The sequence below is a fragment of the Halocynthiibacter sp. genome, assembly GCF_049608145.1.
Classification (GTDB): Bacteria; Pseudomonadota; Alphaproteobacteria; order Rhodobacterales; family Rhodobacteraceae; genus Halocynthiibacter.
In genome coordinates this window covers 1-16,424 of sequence record NZ_JBMYXF010000061.1, presented here as the reverse complement: position 1 = coordinate 16,424, position 16,424 = coordinate 1, and the positions used below count along the sequence as shown (strand labels likewise).

17 protein-coding genes and 1 pseudogene are annotated in these 16,424 nt (G+C 52.4%); 8 read left to right on the top strand and 10 right to left on the bottom strand.

The genetic code is table 11. From position 1 onward, the window contains the following. Positions 1–180 precede the first annotated feature (180 nt). Positions 181–514: pseudogene (locus ACPGUT_RS14165) on the top strand (hypothetical protein); the annotation flags it as partial. 145 nt (positions 515–659) lie between these two features. Here the strand turns inward: ACPGUT_RS14165 and ACPGUT_RS14160 are convergent. From ACPGUT_RS14160 to ACPGUT_RS14130, 7 genes are all read right to left on the bottom strand, one after another. Further along, positions 660–2,462 (bottom strand): BCCT family transporter, encoded by a 1,803-nt coding sequence (locus ACPGUT_RS14160; RefSeq protein WP_423992436.1) that lies wholly within the window; start codon positions 2,460–2,462, stop codon positions 660–662. A 36-nt stretch (positions 2,463–2,498) separates the two neighbouring features. Further along, complete coding sequence (locus tag ACPGUT_RS14155; protein ID WP_423992435.1) at positions 2,499–4,919, bottom strand: GcvT family protein; 2,421 nt, start codon at positions 4,917–4,919, stop codon at positions 2,499–2,501. A gap of 202 nt (positions 4,920–5,121) precedes the next feature. Next, positions 5,122–6,105: a GlxA family transcriptional regulator gene (locus tag ACPGUT_RS14150; protein WP_423992434.1), complete on the bottom strand. Its 984-nt coding sequence runs from the start codon at positions 6,103–6,105 to the stop codon at positions 5,122–5,124. A gap of 4 nt (positions 6,106–6,109) precedes the next feature. After that, positions 6,110–6,355, bottom strand: a complete 246-nt coding sequence (locus tag ACPGUT_RS14145; protein WP_423992433.1) for a hypothetical protein — start codon at positions 6,353–6,355, stop codon at positions 6,110–6,112. A 3-nt stretch (positions 6,356–6,358) separates the two neighbouring features. Next, the gene (locus ACPGUT_RS14140) at positions 6,359–7,810 is read right to left on the bottom strand and encodes an aldehyde dehydrogenase family protein (RefSeq protein WP_423992432.1); all 1,452 of its coding nucleotides are present in this window, start codon (positions 7,808–7,810) and stop codon (positions 6,359–6,361) included. Next, positions 7,807–8,961 carry an aromatic ring-hydroxylating oxygenase subunit alpha gene (locus ACPGUT_RS14135; protein WP_423992431.1) on the bottom strand — a complete coding sequence of 385 codons (1,155 nt, stop codon included), beginning with the start codon at positions 8,959–8,961 and terminating at the stop codon, positions 7,807–7,809. Before ACPGUT_RS14135 ends, ACPGUT_RS14140 begins: the two co-directional genes overlap by 4 nt. Before the next feature lie 64 nt (positions 8,962–9,025). Beyond that, positions 9,026–9,952 (bottom strand): LysR substrate-binding domain-containing protein, encoded by a 927-nt coding sequence (locus ACPGUT_RS14130; RefSeq protein ID WP_423992430.1) that lies wholly within the window; start codon positions 9,950–9,952, stop codon positions 9,026–9,028. Positions 9,953–10,107: 155 nt separating this feature from the next. On the opposite strand from ACPGUT_RS14130, the gene ACPGUT_RS14125 reads away from it, so the two are divergent. From ACPGUT_RS14125 to ACPGUT_RS14105, 5 genes are all read left to right on the top strand, one after another. Next, positions 10,108–11,052 (top strand): PDR/VanB family oxidoreductase, encoded by a 945-nt coding sequence (locus ACPGUT_RS14125; RefSeq protein ID WP_423992429.1) that lies wholly within the window; start codon positions 10,108–10,110, stop codon positions 11,050–11,052. A gap of 673 nt (positions 11,053–11,725) precedes the next feature. Further along, positions 11,726–12,079, top strand: a complete 354-nt coding sequence (rpsF, locus tag ACPGUT_RS14120; RefSeq protein ID WP_423992428.1) for a 30S ribosomal protein S6 — start codon at positions 11,726–11,728, stop codon at positions 12,077–12,079. 26 nt (positions 12,080–12,105) lie between these two features. Continuing rightward, positions 12,106–12,333, top strand: coding sequence for a 30S ribosomal protein S18 (rpsR, locus tag ACPGUT_RS14115; RefSeq protein WP_039018159.1), 228 nt, complete (start codon positions 12,106–12,108; stop codon positions 12,331–12,333). A gap of 11 nt (positions 12,334–12,344) precedes the next feature. Further along, positions 12,345–12,962 carry a 50S ribosomal protein L9 gene (gene rplI / locus ACPGUT_RS14110; protein WP_423992427.1) on the top strand — a complete coding sequence of 206 codons (618 nt, stop codon included), beginning with the start codon at positions 12,345–12,347 and terminating at the stop codon, positions 12,960–12,962. A 140-nt stretch (positions 12,963–13,102) separates the two neighbouring features. Continuing rightward, positions 13,103–13,558, top strand: coding sequence for a YybH family protein (locus ACPGUT_RS14105; RefSeq protein ID WP_423992426.1), 456 nt, complete (start codon positions 13,103–13,105; stop codon positions 13,556–13,558). Positions 13,559–13,791: 233 nt separating this feature from the next. Here the strand turns inward: ACPGUT_RS14105 and ACPGUT_RS14100 are convergent, their stop codons facing one another. After that, a complete protein-coding gene (locus ACPGUT_RS14100; RefSeq protein ID WP_423992437.1) occupies positions 13,792–13,977 on the bottom strand; it encodes a helix-turn-helix domain-containing protein in 186 nt (61 codons plus the stop codon). A 39-nt stretch (positions 13,978–14,016) separates the two neighbouring features. Continuing rightward, entirely contained in the window at positions 14,017–14,529 is a 513-nt protein-coding gene (locus tag ACPGUT_RS14095) for a hypothetical protein (protein WP_423992425.1), read from the bottom strand. Between the two features lie 207 nt (positions 14,530–14,736). Between ACPGUT_RS14095 and ACPGUT_RS14090 the strand changes: the two genes are divergently transcribed. Beyond that, a complete protein-coding gene (locus tag ACPGUT_RS14090) occupies positions 14,737–15,105 on the top strand; it encodes a glycine zipper family protein (protein ID WP_423992424.1) in 369 nt (122 codons plus the stop codon). Positions 15,106–15,186: 81 nt separating this feature from the next. Here ACPGUT_RS14090 and ACPGUT_RS14085 read toward each other — a convergent pair whose 3' ends face one another. Beyond that, on the bottom strand, positions 15,187–15,690 hold the full coding sequence (locus ACPGUT_RS14085) for a hypothetical protein (RefSeq protein WP_423992423.1): 504 nt from the start codon (positions 15,688–15,690) through the stop codon (positions 15,187–15,189). Positions 15,691–15,920: 230 nt separating this feature from the next. On the opposite strand from ACPGUT_RS14085, the gene ACPGUT_RS14080 reads away from it, so the two are divergent. Continuing rightward, a partial coding sequence (locus tag ACPGUT_RS14080) for a trigger factor (RefSeq protein ID WP_423992422.1) occupies positions 15,921–16,424 on the top strand: 504 nt, incomplete at its 3' end.

Sequence of the window (16,424 nt, the reverse complement as noted above, 5' to 3'; positions counted from 1 at the left end):
ACAGACCACATGGTGCCCACAGCGGAAAGACACCTGACGAAGCCCTCAGAGAAAAGCGATAGTCACAGAACGAGATGTCCCACGAGTAACCGCACCTTACACGGGTCTAAAGCCCAAGTATTCGTTCAGTTCATTCGAAAAGACGAGGGTGACTTTACTCCCCCACAGTCCATCACGACCAAAAACAGCATATCCGCCGTCAGAACACGGGAGCATAAGGTCAGGACGGATAGTTCAACATCGTACCCAACCTGCTGGATCGTGACTTCCCAACCGACGCGCCCAACCAGAAATAAGCGGGAGATATCAGTTGCGTTTGGACGCGCGAAAGGGGAATTGGCTGTAATCTTGGACTTGCACTCACGCCGTGTCATTGGCGGGGTGGTCAGTAATCGTATGAAGCGTGATCCACTGACCGACAGGTGAATGGCACTTTCACCGAGAGGTTGGCAATCCGTGCGTTGAAGATGGCCATCGCCTTTCGGTCACCGTCCAACGGCGCATCCATCACACAGGTCTCCTTTATCTTCAATAGTATCCACCTCAAACAGCCCTCTGCGTGACGTTAACCGAAAAGTTTTCACAAAAGCAGACAGTATAAACCCAAACAAAAAACGGCGGGGAAAACCCCGCCGCTTCATTAGAAGATCAGATCCGACTTATTGACCGGGTTCTTTCGAACGCAAGTGATCGCGCCACATGGCTTTCGCCAAGGACACCATCATCAGCCCCATCACCGCCGTGAACGGCAGTGCACCGATGATCATAGCGTTTTTCAGAGCATCAAGCCCGCCGCCACCGGCCAGTAAAAGCGATGCAATCACCAGCGTCAGAACAACACCCCAAACGATACGATGCTTAACGCCAGCTTCCTGGTCACCGCCGGACATGATGGTGTTCATCACAAGAATGCCAGAGTCAGCAGAGGTCACAAGGAACGTCATGATCAAGACAACACACATCACGCTAAGTGCTGTGAACAGTGGGCCTTGGATCATTTGCTCAAGTGTAACGAATAGCTTCGCAGTGTTGCTTGCACCGATAATCGCGCCTTCTGCAGCACCACTCAGTTCCAAATCAATCGCAGTGCCGCCCAAGATCGTCATCCAAGCGAAACACACCAAAGACGGCGCAATCACGCAGCCGATGATGAATTCACGCACGGAACGACCACGAGAAATACGTGCCAAGAACAGACCAACGAAAGGCGAGAACGCAATCCACCAAGCCCAATAGAAGGTGGTCCAACCGGACTGCCAACCGAATTGACGACCTTGGTTACCTGCTTCGTAAGCCGCCGCAAGGGTCGCGTCATCTAGGGCCGCTGCTTCACCTGTAAGACCAGATTTGAAACCATCGAAATTGCCCCAACCATTGGTCGCACCAGCGTAAAGATCAGCCGCCAAAGGCTGTGCTACTTCTGGCAAAGCGGCCGCGAAGTCAGCTTCTGACATGGGCGAATACGCCCCAAAGCTTAACGATGCAAGATTGATGATATAATCAAGGAAAGCAGACACATAAGTGCTCATGGCGAAGGCAAACGAGCCGAACAAAATGAACACAGACAGCAGGATCACAGACAGGACCAAGTTCAGGTTGGACAGGTATTTAACGCCTTTACCAACACCGGATACAGCCGACAGAATGGACAGTGACATGATGACCAGAAGACCGGCCAGAAGACCCACTTTGCTTGGTGTCGGTGCATCACCACTTGAATCCATCAGGAATTCAAGACCTGAGATTGCATATAGACCGTCGATGAATTGGCTCACACCAAAACCGATGGTCACAGCAACACCAAGGATCGTCGCGATAACGCCCAGGATATCAATGATATGCCCCAAAACACCATTCACGTAACGACCAAACAAAGGCGTCAGTGCGGTGCGGATCGTCAACGGCATGTCACGCGTGTAAGCGTAATAAGCCAAGGACAGGCCCGTCATCACATAGATCGCCCAAGCATGAAAACCATAGTGTGCGAAAGTGTAACGATAGGCAGACCCAATCGCTTCTTCTGAGTTCGGCGCAACTTCACCAGCTACAATCACAGGGTTTGAACCCCATAGGCCAAGGGGTTCAGCAGTCGCGAAAACCATCAGACCCACACCCAGACCAGCACCAAACATCATAGAGAACCATGAGAAATTTGAAAATTCAGTGCCTTCACCTGGTTTACCCAGAACTGTTTTGCCGGTTGTTGGAATGATCGCAACAATCAGCAAAAATGCCAAGAACATGCCCACGATGATAATGTAAAACGAGTTGAACCCGCTTAGCAAAGTGCCATTTACACTGCCCAAAATCCGGCCAGCCCCTGCAGGCCAAACCAGCGCCCAAAGCACCAGCCCGACCATGATGGACTTGGATACCAGCGCGATTGGCAAGCTGTACCCTTTGTAAAATCCATCGTCTTCCGTGTTGATATCCAACTCGGTAAATGGTTCGTTAATTGACATATAACCCTCCCTGTTCGTTATTTTGGGTTGCTCACCTTATGTGCGCAACCTCTCGCCTTTTGCATCAAACGGGGGCTCTGCCAAAATCGTGGCTTTATGGGGTTGTCCCAAAACCATGATCTCAACATCGTCTCCCGCCTGTGCGCCATTTACAAACCCAAGCGCCAGCGACATCCCAACAGTATACCCGTAAGTTCCAGATGTGACACGGCCAATACCATTTCCGTCCTTGAAAATTGGTTCTCCGCCAGTCGCATCTGCGTTGGAAGCGTCGACATTCACGTCATGCAAGTGCAGCAACACAAGATGTTCGCGCGCAGGTTTATTCATCGCCGCAATCGCAGCATCCTTGTTCAGAAAATCTTTCTCAATCTTGCATAAACGATCAAGCCCGACCTCCTGTGGGTAGTATTCTGGGCTGTATTCCCGTGACCACGACCCGTAACCTTTTTCGATTCGCATCGACATCAAAGCACGAGACCCAACCGGCCCTGCTCCAATATCTTTGCCAGCCTCAAGCAAAGCCGCATAAAGCTGCGCTTGATCTTCAGCTTTACAGTGCAGCTCCCAACCAAGATCACCGGTGAAGGACACGCGCAGCGCCAACAGATCAACCCCCGCAAGGTTGATCATCTGAGATCGCATGAAGGGGAAGCTTTCCGTCGCAAGGGACGCATTTGTCAGACGCTGCAACAGATCGCGCGACTTTGGCCCAGCCACGTTGAAACCACAGATGGCCTCTGTCTGGCTTTCAAATGTCGTGCCTGCGGGCAATGGAACCTGCTTAAAGAAGCGTTTGTGATAGCGTTCCGCAACACCGGATCCGATGATCCAGAATTCATCATTCGCCACACGGGTCACGGTGAAATCACCCGCAATCCCGCCGCGCTTTGAGATCAAAGGCGTCAGGCAAGACCGCCCAATCGCCTTGGGCATATTATTGGCAAAAACAGCGTTTAACCAATCGGCAGCGCCGGGGCCTTTACAGACATATTTTGCAAAATTTGAAATGTCGATGATACCGGCGCGTTCGCGCAGCATCTTGCATTCTTCGCCTACGGGCGCCCACCAATTTTGGCGGGTAAATCCGTTTGTATCCTCGGTGCCCGGCGTGTCGGCAAACCAAAGGGGATGTTCCCATCCGCCATTCAGACCGAACACCGCGCCCAGATCTTTCTGGGTCTCATAAATCGGACGCACGCGCGCAGGACGCCCGGCAGAACGTTCCTCATTGGGGAAGTGAATGGCAAAGCGATGCGCATATTGATCCTGCACGCGGGCTTTGGTGAAGTCCTTGGTCGCCCAGCTGTCAAACCGCGCCATATCCCAGGCAAACATATCGTATTGGGTCTCGCCCTCGATCATCCATTGCGCGGCCATCAGGCCCATACCGCCAGATTGCGAGAACCCAGGAATGATGCCATTACAACAGAAGTACCCATCCAATTCGGGCACAGGCCCAAACAGCACATTGGCGTCAGGCGACCAGATCATCGGGCCATTGATCACGCGTTTGATCCCAGCCTCACCGACGGCGGGCAGACGTTCGATCGCGTTCATCATATTGTCTTCGATACGTTCCAGATCATCCGGGAACAGATCATGCGCAAAATCAAGCGGCGTGCCCTCTTCCGCCCAGAATTTCATGTCTTTCTCATAGGCCCCGACCAGCAAACCGTTGCCTTCTTGGCGCAGATAATATTCGCCATCGCGGTCACTAACCGATGGCAAGCGCGTGCCGTGGGTTTCGACGTCAGACATGGTTTCGGTCACGAAATACTGGTGTTCCGTAGGTTGAAGCGGCAGTTCAAGTCCCGCCAAAGCCGCAACCTCGCGTCCCCAAAGACCGGCGGCATTCACAACCCATTGCGTGTGAATATCACCCTTCGACGTGCGCACAATCCAGCTGCCATCGTCCTGCTGATCCGTGCCCGTCACCGGCGTAAAACGGTGAATTTCCGCCCCACGGTGACGCGCACCCGTGGCATAGGCCTGCGTCACACCAGAGGGGTCAACATTGCCGCCATCCGGTTCGAACATCACACAACGGATGCCGTCGTAATTTACCAGCGGGTTTAGCCTTTGCGCTTCTTCAATGCTGATTTCATAGAAATTCATGCCGTATAGCTTTGCCTTGGCGGCTTGCAATTTCAGCTGATGTTCCCGTTCTTCGGTTTGCGCCAGATAAAGCGAGCCCGGCTGAAATACGCCGCACCCCTGCCCCGTTTCTGCTTCCAATTCCTTATAAAGGTTCATGGTATAATGCTGAATACGGCTGATATTGGTGCTATCATGTAGCCCGTGAATATTGGCCGCCGCATGCCAGGTTGAGCCCGAGGTCAGCTCGTCTCTTTCCAGCAAAACAACGTCTGACCAGCCTAGCTTGGTCAGGTGATAGAGAATTGAACATCCAATGACGCCGCCGCCAATGACGACTGCTTGTGCTTCGGTCCGCATAGTATTTCCTGTTGGTTCACACACTTCATCGGACCTTGTGGCATTCGTGTATAAGCATCGACAATGTCGAAAATTCTCACATTTGGTTTAGATTAAATAACCCCAGGCCACATGACGACATCAACACCGTTCCTGCCGTTTCCGATGATTTTTGACGCAAATATCGACAGAATCTTACCGTAAATCGCCATTGGTTAACGTATTAAAATGGATATGCTCCGCGTATACGGGTCTGCCGATTACGGTCCTGCGCCGGAGAGACGCCAAACTCTTCCTCATAGCGCACCGACAAGGCGCGGCTTGTGCCATAGCCAACGGATAAAGCGATTTCGCCCAAGGGTGCGGGGGTGTAAATCACCTTTTGCCGGGCCGCTTGCAAGCGAATACGGCGGTAATATCCGCCCGGCGAGATCCCCAATTCACGCTTAAACACCCGTTCAAATTGACGTAAAGACATCCCTGCCTCAGAGGCGACATCCCGGATCAATACCGGCGTCTCCACATGAGCTGAAAACACCTCGATCGCCTTCACCACCTGGGCGGGCAACATGTCTCGGGTGCGGGTGTTGCTGTCCCCGGGCTGTGATTGATGGGCCGCTTCGTCTCGCAACACCGGATGCTGTAGCCAACAGGCAGTTTCCACAGAAACTTTCTCACTGATTTGGTCGGCAATGGTGTGCAACATATATTCAAGCACTGCCAAAGACCCCGCGATGGTCACCCGTTTTCGGTCTTCATGAAACACGGTTTCCACACAGTTGATATCCGGAAATTGTTCCCGAATTGCAGCACTATAACAGAAATGCACGCTGCATGTATGACGATCCAACAGCCCGGTTTCTGCAAGCGCAAAAATGCTGCCGCTGACCGCCGAAATCTTACCGCCATTCACCAAAGTGCGCCGTAAAACCCCCACGCTGGTTTTTTGCGCAAACCGTGTTTCAGGCCCAGCAAACACCATCAAAACATCCGGTGTCTCCAAGTCTTCCAAAGCGCAATCCGGCGTCAATTTCAACCCCGATGCCGAAACCACAGGATCGCGGGTTTCGCCAACAGTTTGCCATTCAAAACTGCGCCCCCCCTGAATTTCATGCGCCACCCGAAGGGATTCAATCGCAAGCGACAAAGCCGCAAGCGGAAACCCTGGTAGGCACAGAAACGTAAATTGGGTCAGACGTTTGCCCATCGTGCTATCCGTCAAAGCTCAGGCGATGCGCCCGACCCCGATCCGCCAGCCTTTTGTTCAATGGGTCCGCCTGTGGGTATCCAGATTCCAAAGCGAAAACAAAAGCGTGGGTCAGGTAAAAACAGGCTGCATCAATATCACCAGAGGCCTCAGATTGATCACCGGCAAGCGTATACAAGCGCACCAATGCACCTGTGTCCGCCTCTGCATGGGCCTCCAAAAGCTGTGCATCCAGTTCTTCCCGTTGCATCTGCTACCCTTTCAGCGAAATCGCGACGTTTTTTGTTCTTACATAGTTATATAGCGCCTCAAGCCCTTTCTCACGGCCGAAACCCGACTTTCCGACGCCCCCAAACGGCGTTGAGATACCGCCAGCGAACCATTCATTCACGAAAACCTGCCCCGCACGCAGCTTGCGCGCCATGCGATGTGCGCGCGCCAAGTCCCGGGTAAAGACCCCAGCGACCAGGCCAAACTCCGTACCGTTTGCCATCGCGATGGCCTCTGCTTCCGTGTCGAACGGCGTGAAACAGGTCACTGGGCCGAAGATCTCATCCTGGGCAATGCGGCTGCTTGGGTTCACATCCGCCAAAATTGTCGGCGCCATAAAGCAACCCGCGCGATCCAAACGTGCGCCACCTGCCACAATCCGTGCCCCATCTTGACGGGCCGCGGACGTGATTTCCTCGATTGATGTCAACTGCTTGGCAGAGATAACCGGGGTATGTTCAGGTTCTGTCAACCCATGCCCAACCCGCAATCCATTCGCAAGTTCTGACGCCCGCTCAACCGCCTGATCATAGATGGATCGATGCACAAGGACCCGTGCCATTGCCGAACACACCTGCCCCGCATTGTAGAAAATTCCACTTTGCAGGCTGGACATCAACACATCAAGATCGGCGTCTTCAAACACAACCGCTGCCGATTTTCCGCCCAATTCCATCAAGCACGGCGTCACCGGACCTGCCGCAGCGCGCAAAATGCTTTGGCCCGTCGGGACCGAGCCCGTGAACACGATTTGGTTGACCTGACTGCTTTGCACCAATTTCGCGCCAATGTCTGGTCCAACCCCGTTCAAAATTGACACAGCCCCTGTCGGCACCTCGGCGCGTTCCAACGCCAGCCCCAACATCGCAAGGCCAATTGGGTCAAGTTCGGGGGATTTCACGATCACCGAATTGCCCGCTGCAAGAGCCGGCGCAAGCGAACGTCCCGCAATGGAAACCGGGAAATTCCAAGGCACGATTTGCGCAGAAACCCCGTAAGGTTCATAGCTGGTGTAATCGACGTAATCTGGCCCCAGGGGGATGGATTTACCTTCGATCTTGTCTGCAACGCCGCCGTAATATTCGAAATATTGCGCCGCTTCTTCAAATTCATCGTGCGCCGCACTGATCGCCTTGCCACTTTCTCGGCATAGAATTTCAGCACCTTCGTCGGCAATGTTGCGGATCTCATCTGCGATCCGATGCATCAAAACCGCGCGGGCTTGTGGCTTCATATCCGCAAGATCGCCACGCTCAAAACTGGCCTGCGCTGCATCTAAAGCCGCGCCAAGTTGCGCATCACCGGCCTTGGCGCAATCCGCAACATGACTGTCGTCGCCGGGGTCAGAAACGGCAATCACATCGCCGTTTTCGCCTTCCACCCATTGACCTGCAACAAAATTTCGGGCCAGCCCGTCTTTGATAAAATCACTCACGCTTCGCGACCTTTTTCAACTTGGTTTGCCACCCAATGGTGGAAACAATGGGTCGGGCCATCCATCGCGGGGGAAAATCTTCCACCGTCAAACTTAACGCCGTGGCGTCCCTTTTGCATGCCTTCGACCACGAAAATGTCTTCTTCAAAGACTTCCTTCCAAAGAGCTGCGTTCTTTTCACGAAGCGGTTCATGTTCCGGCGCATCTTCGGGTTTTTGTGCGTAATACAGCTCGATATGTTCAATCGTGCGTTCTTCGGACACCGGTTCCAGGACAAAGGCAAACCCGTGATCCCGTTGCACGCCCAAAAGTACATTCGGGTAGACCACAAGATATTCTGCGCCCTCATCCCACTGGCTGCTGAGGTTCTCAAAGTCAGCAAGTTTTGACCCATCTTCGCCTTCAAATTGACGATAGACATAAGTGCCCTGGCCGGAATATTTCCCCAACTCATTAATGTTGTAATGGTCTTCCAAACGCGAATAGCTGTTCAAGCCGGGATGGACCCAAGGCAAGTGATAGCTTTCACAGTAATTCTCGACCGGAAGCTTCCAGTTCGCCGCAAGATCCAACTTAAACGAAGCGCCCTCCCCGCCGTGATACATCGGTTGGTCAAAATCTTTCCAACGTTCCATCAGCTCACCATGGACCTCTTCAAAGGCGGGGGCATCATCAGACACATTCACAAACACCACATCACGCCAAACGTAAGAACGCATGCGGATCAGACCCAACTCGCTAAAGTCCAGATCTTCATGGGTGTTTTGCCCAGGACCGCCAACATGCGGCGCTGTGCGCAACTCGCCTTTCAGGCCATAACACCAGCTGTGATACGGGCAGCGAATTGCACCACGAATTTTCTGAGGTTTATCCACCAAAATCATACCACGATGACGGCACGTGTTTTGAAACACGCCAATCTCGCCATCGCGATCCCGCACCATCAGTAACGGCATCCCCAGAAACTCGACAGGTTTTGCATCCCCGGCTTCCGGTACATCTTTGCCAAAACCAATGCCAGACCAGTTGTTAAACAGGACGGATTGCTTTTCCTCGGCAAAAATCACGGGATCGATGTAATGGGCGTTGGGCAGGCCGTTCGCAACATTGATAGGCTGCATCACGGCGCTGAGAGGGCTGTGTTTGTTCATTGCTATCTCCAGGAATTTTCCCGAAAATGCGAGAAAGCGTGCCTCTCTCTCAATAGGTTAAAAATTAACCCTCAGATGAATTCAGATCATCTGAAAATTTGGCTACTTCCGATAGGAACCAAACCTTTAATTCATTGACCTTTGGCGACAATTCCGCATCAGGCCGCCCTATCAAATGGAACCGGTGTGGCGCGGTCAATTGATGTGGCCCAATAACCTGTAATTTACCCGCTTCAATCAAGGGTGCAATCAACCGGCGCCAACCCAATAAAACCCCTGCCCCTTCCTGTGCAGCTTGCAGTGCAACGGAAAAATTATTGACTGTATTTCCTGCGGGCAGTGGCATGTGATACCCTAGCTTAGAAAACCAACTGCGCCAAGTCGTCCAGCTTTTGTCATCGCAATCCAGATAGATAAGTCGCGATTGCGCTAGGTCATCCAAGCTGCACCCTTCCATTTTTCGCGCCAAATCAGGGGCAGCGACAGGTACCAATTCATCACGATACAGCGGGGTTTGTTCCAGACCAATTTCCGAAGATCTGCCATATTGAACATATAGATCCGGTAAGTTTGGCCCCTGAAAAACACGATCGCGCACGATCTGATTCACATTCGCATCCGGATGATCGCGCCAAAACCCAATCACCGACGCCGATAACCACAAGGACGCCACCGCAGAGGTCGATCCAACCGTGATTACCTCGTCTGGCTCGCCGGCGCGTACGGTTTTCAACACCTGCGACAAGCGCTGAAAACTGACTTGTAGGGCTTCAAACAGTGCCTCCCCCTGCGGGGTCAAATCAACGCCGCGATGCTTGCGTTCAAACAATTGCACGCCGATGTCTTCTTCGATCGCTTTGATCTGGTGGCTCACCGCGCCGGGCGTCACCGATAATTCTTGGGCAGCGTCTTTGAAACTCAGGTGGCGCGCGGCGGTTTCGAAGGTCGCCAAAGTCGTCAACGACGGCAGGTCATAATAACGGCGGGACATTGTGATTTCCTTGCTGGCGGCTCGGTCGGTTTAGGCTGTCTCACCTTAGTATGAGTATTTTTCCTGTTGAATACGAGGGGCGAAATCGGCGATTTTGCGTTCTTATGCGGCTTTTGTCCCGCTTTCACCCCGCCCCCCCCACCTAAGGACATCGCATGAACAGATCCCCCGCCCAACTGACGCGCAAAACACAACTTAGCCCAGACACTTATGATTTTCGTTTTGAAAAACAATATGGTAGCTTTGAAGGGTTGGAACCTGGAGCGCATATTGATATCCATTTGTCATCTGATTTGGTCCGTCAATATTCAGTTTGGAAGTGGGACGCGGATGCAACCGCGCTTCATGTTGCAGTGAAAATCGAAGACCAAGGCCGTGGTGGGTCTTTGGCAATGCATGCGCTGGAAGAAGGCGCGATCGCGCAGCTTGGGGGTCCGCGCAACCATTTTCACCTTGAAGAAAATTCAAGCCACAAATTGCTGGTGGCGGGCGGTATTGGTGCAACCCCAATCTTCGCAATGGCACAAGCTTTGAAGAACCAAGGTGCTGATTTTCAACTGCTTTACCTAACACGTAGCAAGGATTTCGCGGCGTTTGACACAGCCTTTCAAGCCCTTGAGTTGCGTGATCAGTACCGCCTGCATTGCGATGATCAAGATGGCATGATCGACCTGCCCGCCGTGCTGCACACTTTGCCCGTTGGCTCTGACATCTACACCTGCGGTCCCGAACCCATGCTGAATGCGTTGCTGGATGCGGGCAGTTCTTTGCGCGGTGGATGCATCCATTTCGAACGTTTCGCGGCTGCCGCCGAACTATCCGAAGGCGAAAACAAAAGCTTCGATGTGGAAATTCAATCCACAGGAAATACCTACACCATCGGCCCCGATGAAACGATTTTAGGTGTGTTATCAGACCAAGGCATTCATGTAGATTTTGGCTGTTCCGAAGGTCTATGCGGATCCTGTATCGTTGACGTCATTGAAGGTGAAGTCGACCATCGCGACGGCATGCTCTCCCCAGAGGAGAAAGCTACAAACGAATTCATGTGCGTCTGCGTCTCACGTGCAAAATACGATAAAATTGTACTAGATCTCTGATATTGTTAGCTGACAAGGCACTGATACATTGTCTCAACTTTTCTTTAGGACATGACCTGCCCCCCCGAGGCTCCCTCATTCATAACGAGAGTTTGTGGGGTTAGATTTCATATTCTTCGTCATCAATTTGGGCAAGCGCGTCATGCGCGGGGCCTCAAATTACTCAAGCCCTCGACGCGCTTGGGCGGATGTTTGGTTTCCCAGCGATGAGTGTGGTCTGATGCGTTGCCTGGCAGGGTATTGCGCAGCAATGTCCCGAGTAGGTTGTTGTAATCGTAACGCCAAAGGGCCAGTTTGCGGCACACCTTAGCTGTTGGCATTCAGGCTTCTTGCTCTTTGAGCAACTCAAAAACTTGGGCCTCAGTAAAACGACTCTGTCGCATTTATTTGCTCCTTCAAAGATTGAGCAAACTCTACATTAATCTGAGGGACGCTTCGGGGGCAGATCAATCCCTTGTTAAAACCCCTTAATCTGTCTAACCGCTACTGACGTTGGACACTTTGGCGATCAAACCATAGAAGCAAACACACAGGCTTGCGCCATCCTTCGTTCCCCCCTATAAGGCGCCGTCCGGATGCAAAATATATGAACCGCGCAGTCTCTCGTGGATGGGTCGTATCCGGTGAATGGCCCACCCTTTGAAATGCGCCTGAAAAGATGAACGGAGCACACATGCCGCTTTATGAGCATGTCTTCATTGCGCGTCAGGATCTGTCCAACGCACAAGCTGAAGGTCTTATCGAACATTTTGGCACAGTCCTTGCGGACAACGAAGGTAAACTCGTTGATTCCGAGTACTGGGGTGTCAAAACCATGGCTTACAAAATCAACAAGAACCGCAAAGGCCACTATGCCTATCTGCGTTCTGATGCGCCAGCGCCAGCCATTCAAGAAATGGAACGCCTGATGCGTCTGCACGACGATGTTATGCGCGTGTTGACCATCAAAGTTGACGAGCACAAAGAACTGCCGTCCGTACAAATGCAGAAACGCGAAGAACGTGGCGAACGCCGCGAACGTCGCTAATCAGCTTTAACAAAGGACTGTAAATCATGGCTTCTAAACCATTTTTCCGCCGTCGCAAAGTTTGCCCGTTCTCTGGCGACAATGCACCTGCGATCGATTACAAAGACACACGTCTTCTGCAACGCTACATCTCTGAGCGCGGCAAAATCGTTCCTTCCCGTATCACCGCAGTTTCCGCAAAGAAACAGCGTGAGCTGGCCCGCGCTATCAAACGCGCTCGCTTCCTCGCCCTGCTTCCTTACGCTGTGAAGTGAGGATCTGACCGATGCAAGTTATCCTTCTTGAACGTGTCGCTAAACTTGGCCAAATGGGCGAAGTTGTCGACGTAAAAGCTGGTTACGCCCGTAACTTCCTGCTGCCACAGAAAAAAGCTATGACTGCTTCCAAAGCAAACATTGCGACTTTCGAAGCTCAGAAAGTTCAGCTCGAAGCACGTAACCTAGAAACCAAAAACGAAGCTGCTGCTTTGGCTGAAAAGCTTGACGGTCAACAGTTCATCGTGATTCGTTCCGCGTCTGACGCTGGCTCGCTTTACGGTTCTGTAACCCCACGCGATGCAGCAGAAGTTGCAGAAGCTGGCGGTTTCTCTCTGGATCGCAAACAGATCGCTCTGATTGCGCCAATCAAAGACCTTGGTCTGCACCGCATGACTGTGCGTCTGCACGCTGAAGTTTCTGCTGAAATCGAACTGAACGTAGCCCGTTCAGAAGAAGAAGCAGAACTTCAGGCTTCCGGCAAATCCATTCAGGAACTGGCCGCTGAAGCAGAAGCAGAAGCAGAATTCGAAATTGCTGAACTGTTCGACGATATCGGCTCTGCCGCATCTGACGACGATGACGACAGCGGTCTCGTTTCCACACCTGAAGGCGATGACGAAGCTTAAGCTTCTCTGACCTGACAAAATTGAAAGCCCGCACAGTTTTGTGTGGGCTTTTTCTTTGCGCCCAGACCTCTCCTGACAGAATGCTGTCAGGATGCCCCATTTATAGCTGTTCTTCCAAAACGCTATACAGGACACAGGCTATGACATCTTTCACAAAACCCGCCACACTTGCGCTTACAATGGGTGCGGCCTTCATCTGCACCGAACTGAACGCCGATCCCTGCGAAGACGCCCTGGATGTTATACACGACATGGTTTCCGCTTTGGGAAATGGTCAGGTCGCCCCGGTGGTGAACAGCTATTCCGACGATGGGCTTCTGGTTCTGAACAACACAGATTTCCGTGGCCCTGACATGCTGACAGCGGCCTATACAGAATTTGCAGCCATCAGCCCAGAGATCCGCTTTGATTATGAGGATCTGCATATCACCGGAAACATCGCCCTGCACATCGCTCCTTGGTCTATGACCGGCACCGCGCCGGATGGCACAGCTGTGACAGATAGTGGATTATCCGTAGTTGTTCTTCAGAAGCAAGACGATGGAGAATGGAAGATCCTAATGGATCTGCCTCACGCGAACCACGCCCCAAGGTAAACCGGATCAACCCTGCGCCCTGCCCATCCCTTTTCGGGCATGGCGCAGATTACCCATCCTGCCCTCCCCAACAGAGCGAAGGGGACAGATACCATCGCATCATGCGCGACGATCAAAAGTCCGCCTGCGGCCAGCCATCACTGGTTTTCATAAATAAACTTAAACATAATGCTGCCCCTTGCAGCAACGCTGCATGCCGATAATGAAAGCAAATTCAACAAGTTCTGTTCGTATCAGCCTTCGTCAGATACATATTCCAAAATGTCGCCGGGCTGACAGTCGAGGTGTTTGCAGATGGCTTCCAGCGTGTTGAACCGCACGCCTTTCACCTTACCACTTTTCAGAAGACTCAAGTTGGTTTCGGACAGGCCGATCGCGGCGGCCAATTCACGCGAAGACGTTTTGCGTTTCACCAGCATCAGGTCGAGATTGATTTCAATCGGCACCTGGTCTCTCCCCTATAAGAATTGACTGTTTTCTTCTTCGATCTCTGCAGCCCTGCGCAGAGAGGATGCGGTCACCAAGAGCGGCAGCGCCAAGACCAGATAGATCGCTTCCATCTCAAACGGGAAGTAATCTACCGGCGGGCGAATGTCAGCCGGAATATGCGCAACCAATGCAAAAGAAACCGGTCCAAGCAGGAATTGAATGCCAACCCAGAAGGCGATCACGGCAAAGGCGCAGATGCGCAGGTGATCCGCAAGTTTCAAAAAATCGCTTTGCACAGAGCGCTGCATAATACGGTGCACAGCCCAGAACGCGCGCATCAGACAGGCAATGGTCAATGTCATCACAACCAAGCCAAACACTCCGGCGTGCAAACCAGCCGCTGGAAGATCTTCGTCCAGGTCCACGAGGTCATACAAGGCAGAATAATCTTCATCCACAAGGATCAAAAACCCCGTCAACAGCAGGATGATCAGCAATAATGTCAGAACAACAATCATGATCAGACGCGCAAAAATGGCCATCAGGACACCTGTATTTCATATGGAACTATCTTGCCAGACATTGGCATAGCCCAACAGAAGGGTCAAGCAGAGGCGTTTTCGTAATTCATTCCTCTTTTTATGTTTTACATAAATTAATTACTTGTAATCGAAAATTATCCAAACTATATCGCCGCTATCAATCAAGCGGGCTGCGCCCAACTTTCGATACGAAACAAAGGAAACGACATGATCAGAGCTACTCTTCTTACCGGCCTCATTCTGACCGCCGCCGCCTGTGGCCAAAGCGAAGTGGATCGCCCCCTTACCCTGGATGGTACGGCAAACGCGTCTTACAACGGCGACCTTGCGCAATGTCGTGCGATTGCAGAAAACTACCGCGCCGAAGACCTGTGCCGCGGTGCCATCGGTGGCGCGGTTGTGGGGGGGCTGATTGGCGGAACAACCAGCGGGTCCGACAAATTGGACGACGCCTTGATCGGGGCGGCTGTCGGTGGGCTGGTTGGGGCCGCAGAAGCCAGCGAAGAACTGGATGGTTTGCGCCGTGACGTTATCATCCGTTGCATGATGGGCCGTGGACATCCGGTCATCGGATAACCCAAAACAGACAACACACGACGGACAAAGCCCGCACAGGTATTAACTGTGCGGGCTTTATTTATGCATATTGATGATGTGTTAGTAACGCCCGATCGCGACGTGCTTCAGTTCGTCTAATATATTTCCAGCGGCATCCACCGCCTTCAGATCAACAGAATACCGATTGCCCCGCCCGCCAGAACACGGCGGCAGGTACCCATCAGATGCATAGCGCCCCGTGCCGCGCGCCTTTTTCAAAATCTGCACGCCATGTGGCAGATTGCGATCCGTTAGGCCCGGCACTCTAGGCAAGTTGGCAGAACTCCCGGACACCTGATAACCAATTGTTCCATGTCCACCATTTCGCGATAAAGGCTGATAACTACGATCATTATATTCGGCAACAATCATGACAGTGCCCGCAGGCAGCCCCGAAATCTGCATCGGCGGGGTGGCCCCACTCCCGCCAAACAACGTACATTGCTGTCCCTCCGGCACACGGTTCCCATCCCAATTTCCACCAAGTGTCACCTGCATCTCTGCAAAGGCCGAATTAGCGGTGAAAACACACACAGAGATTACACCGAGATTAAAAAATTTCATCGTCAATTTTCCTTTCAAAATAGGCCATAGTGCAGCTTCCATAGTTGCGTTTCTGACCCCGCAATTCGGCAAAGAATAAATCCAGATGCGCCAAACACAAAGTAACATCTTCGCGGGCCCCGAATTGCCCCTTGCGTGCAAGCCCCCTGCACCCTAAAAGGTGCCCTGAATTACGTGCCTCGCGCCGGACTGCGGCTGTGTGGCTTTTCCAACGAATAAGGACGACTGACATGCAGGTCACCGAGACCCTGAACGAAGGCCTGAAACGCGCCTACACCATCACACTTTCCGCTGCTGAGCTGGATGCCAAAGTTAACGAAAAGCTGGTTGAAGCCCAGCCAGAAGTTGAGATGAAGGGCTTCCGCAAAGGTAAAGTTCCTATGGCTCTGCTGAAAAAGCAGTTCGGTCAGCGCGTAATCGGCGAAGCAATGCAGGAAACCATCGACGGTGCGATGAACAAGCACTTTGAGGAATCCGGTGATCGCCCTGCCCTGCAGCCAGACGTTAAAATGACCAATGAGAACTGGAAAGAAGGCGACGACGTCGAAGTTGCTATGTCTTACGAAGCTCTGCCAACCATCCCAGACGTAGACCTAAAAGGTGTTGCGCTTGAGAAACTGGTTGTGAAAGCAGACGACGCTGCTGTCACCGAAGCGCTTGAAGGTCTGGCAGAGAATGCACAGAACTTTGAAGCAAAAGACGACGCCTCCGCAGACGGCGACCAAGTAACCATC

Bases quoted from the DNA above. Each gene is read 5' to 3' on its own strand.
- ACPGUT_RS14090 (WP_423992424.1), top strand. From the start codon at position 14,737: ATGATCAGAGCTACTCTTCTTACCGGCCTCATTCTGACCGCCGCCGCC.
- rpsF (WP_423992428.1), top strand. From the start codon at position 11,726: ATGCCGCTTTATGAGCATGTCTTCATTGCGCGTCAGGATCTGTCCAAC.
- ACPGUT_RS14100 (WP_423992437.1), bottom strand. From the start codon at position 13,977: ATGCTGGTGAAACGCAAAACGTCTTCGCGTGAATTGGCCGCCGCGATC.
- ACPGUT_RS14130 (WP_423992430.1), bottom strand. From the start codon at position 9,952: ATGTCCCGCCGTTATTATGACCTGCCGTCGTTGACGACTTTGGCGACC.
- ACPGUT_RS14155 (WP_423992435.1), bottom strand. From the start codon at position 4,919: ATGCGGACCGAAGCACAAGCAGTCGTCATTGGCGGCGGCGTCATTGGA.
- ACPGUT_RS14085 (WP_423992423.1), bottom strand. From the start codon at position 15,690: ATGAAATTTTTTAATCTCGGTGTAATCTCTGTGTGTGTTTTCACCGCT.
- rplI (WP_423992427.1), top strand. From the start codon at position 12,345: ATGCAAGTTATCCTTCTTGAACGTGTCGCTAAACTTGGCCAAATGGGC.
- ACPGUT_RS14145 (WP_423992433.1), bottom strand. From the start codon at position 6,355: ATGCAACGGGAAGAACTGGATGCACAGCTTTTGGAGGCCCATGCAGAG.
- ACPGUT_RS14095 (WP_423992425.1), bottom strand. From the start codon at position 14,529: ATGGCCATTTTTGCGCGTCTGATCATGATTGTTGTTCTGACATTATTG.
- ACPGUT_RS14150 (WP_423992434.1), bottom strand. From the start codon at position 6,105: ATGGGCAAACGTCTGACCCAATTTACGTTTCTGTGCCTACCAGGGTTT.
- ACPGUT_RS14160 (WP_423992436.1), bottom strand. From the start codon at position 2,462: ATGTCAATTAACGAACCATTTACCGAGTTGGATATCAACACGGAAGAC.
- rpsR (WP_039018159.1), top strand. From the start codon at position 12,106: ATGGCTTCTAAACCATTTTTCCGCCGTCGCAAAGTTTGCCCGTTCTCT.
- ACPGUT_RS14105 (WP_423992426.1), top strand. From the start codon at position 13,103: ATGACATCTTTCACAAAACCCGCCACACTTGCGCTTACAATGGGTGCG.
- ACPGUT_RS14135 (WP_423992431.1), bottom strand. From the start codon at position 8,961: ATGAACAAACACAGCCCTCTCAGCGCCGTGATGCAGCCTATCAATGTT.
- ACPGUT_RS14125 (WP_423992429.1), top strand. From the start codon at position 10,108: ATGAACAGATCCCCCGCCCAACTGACGCGCAAAACACAACTTAGCCCA.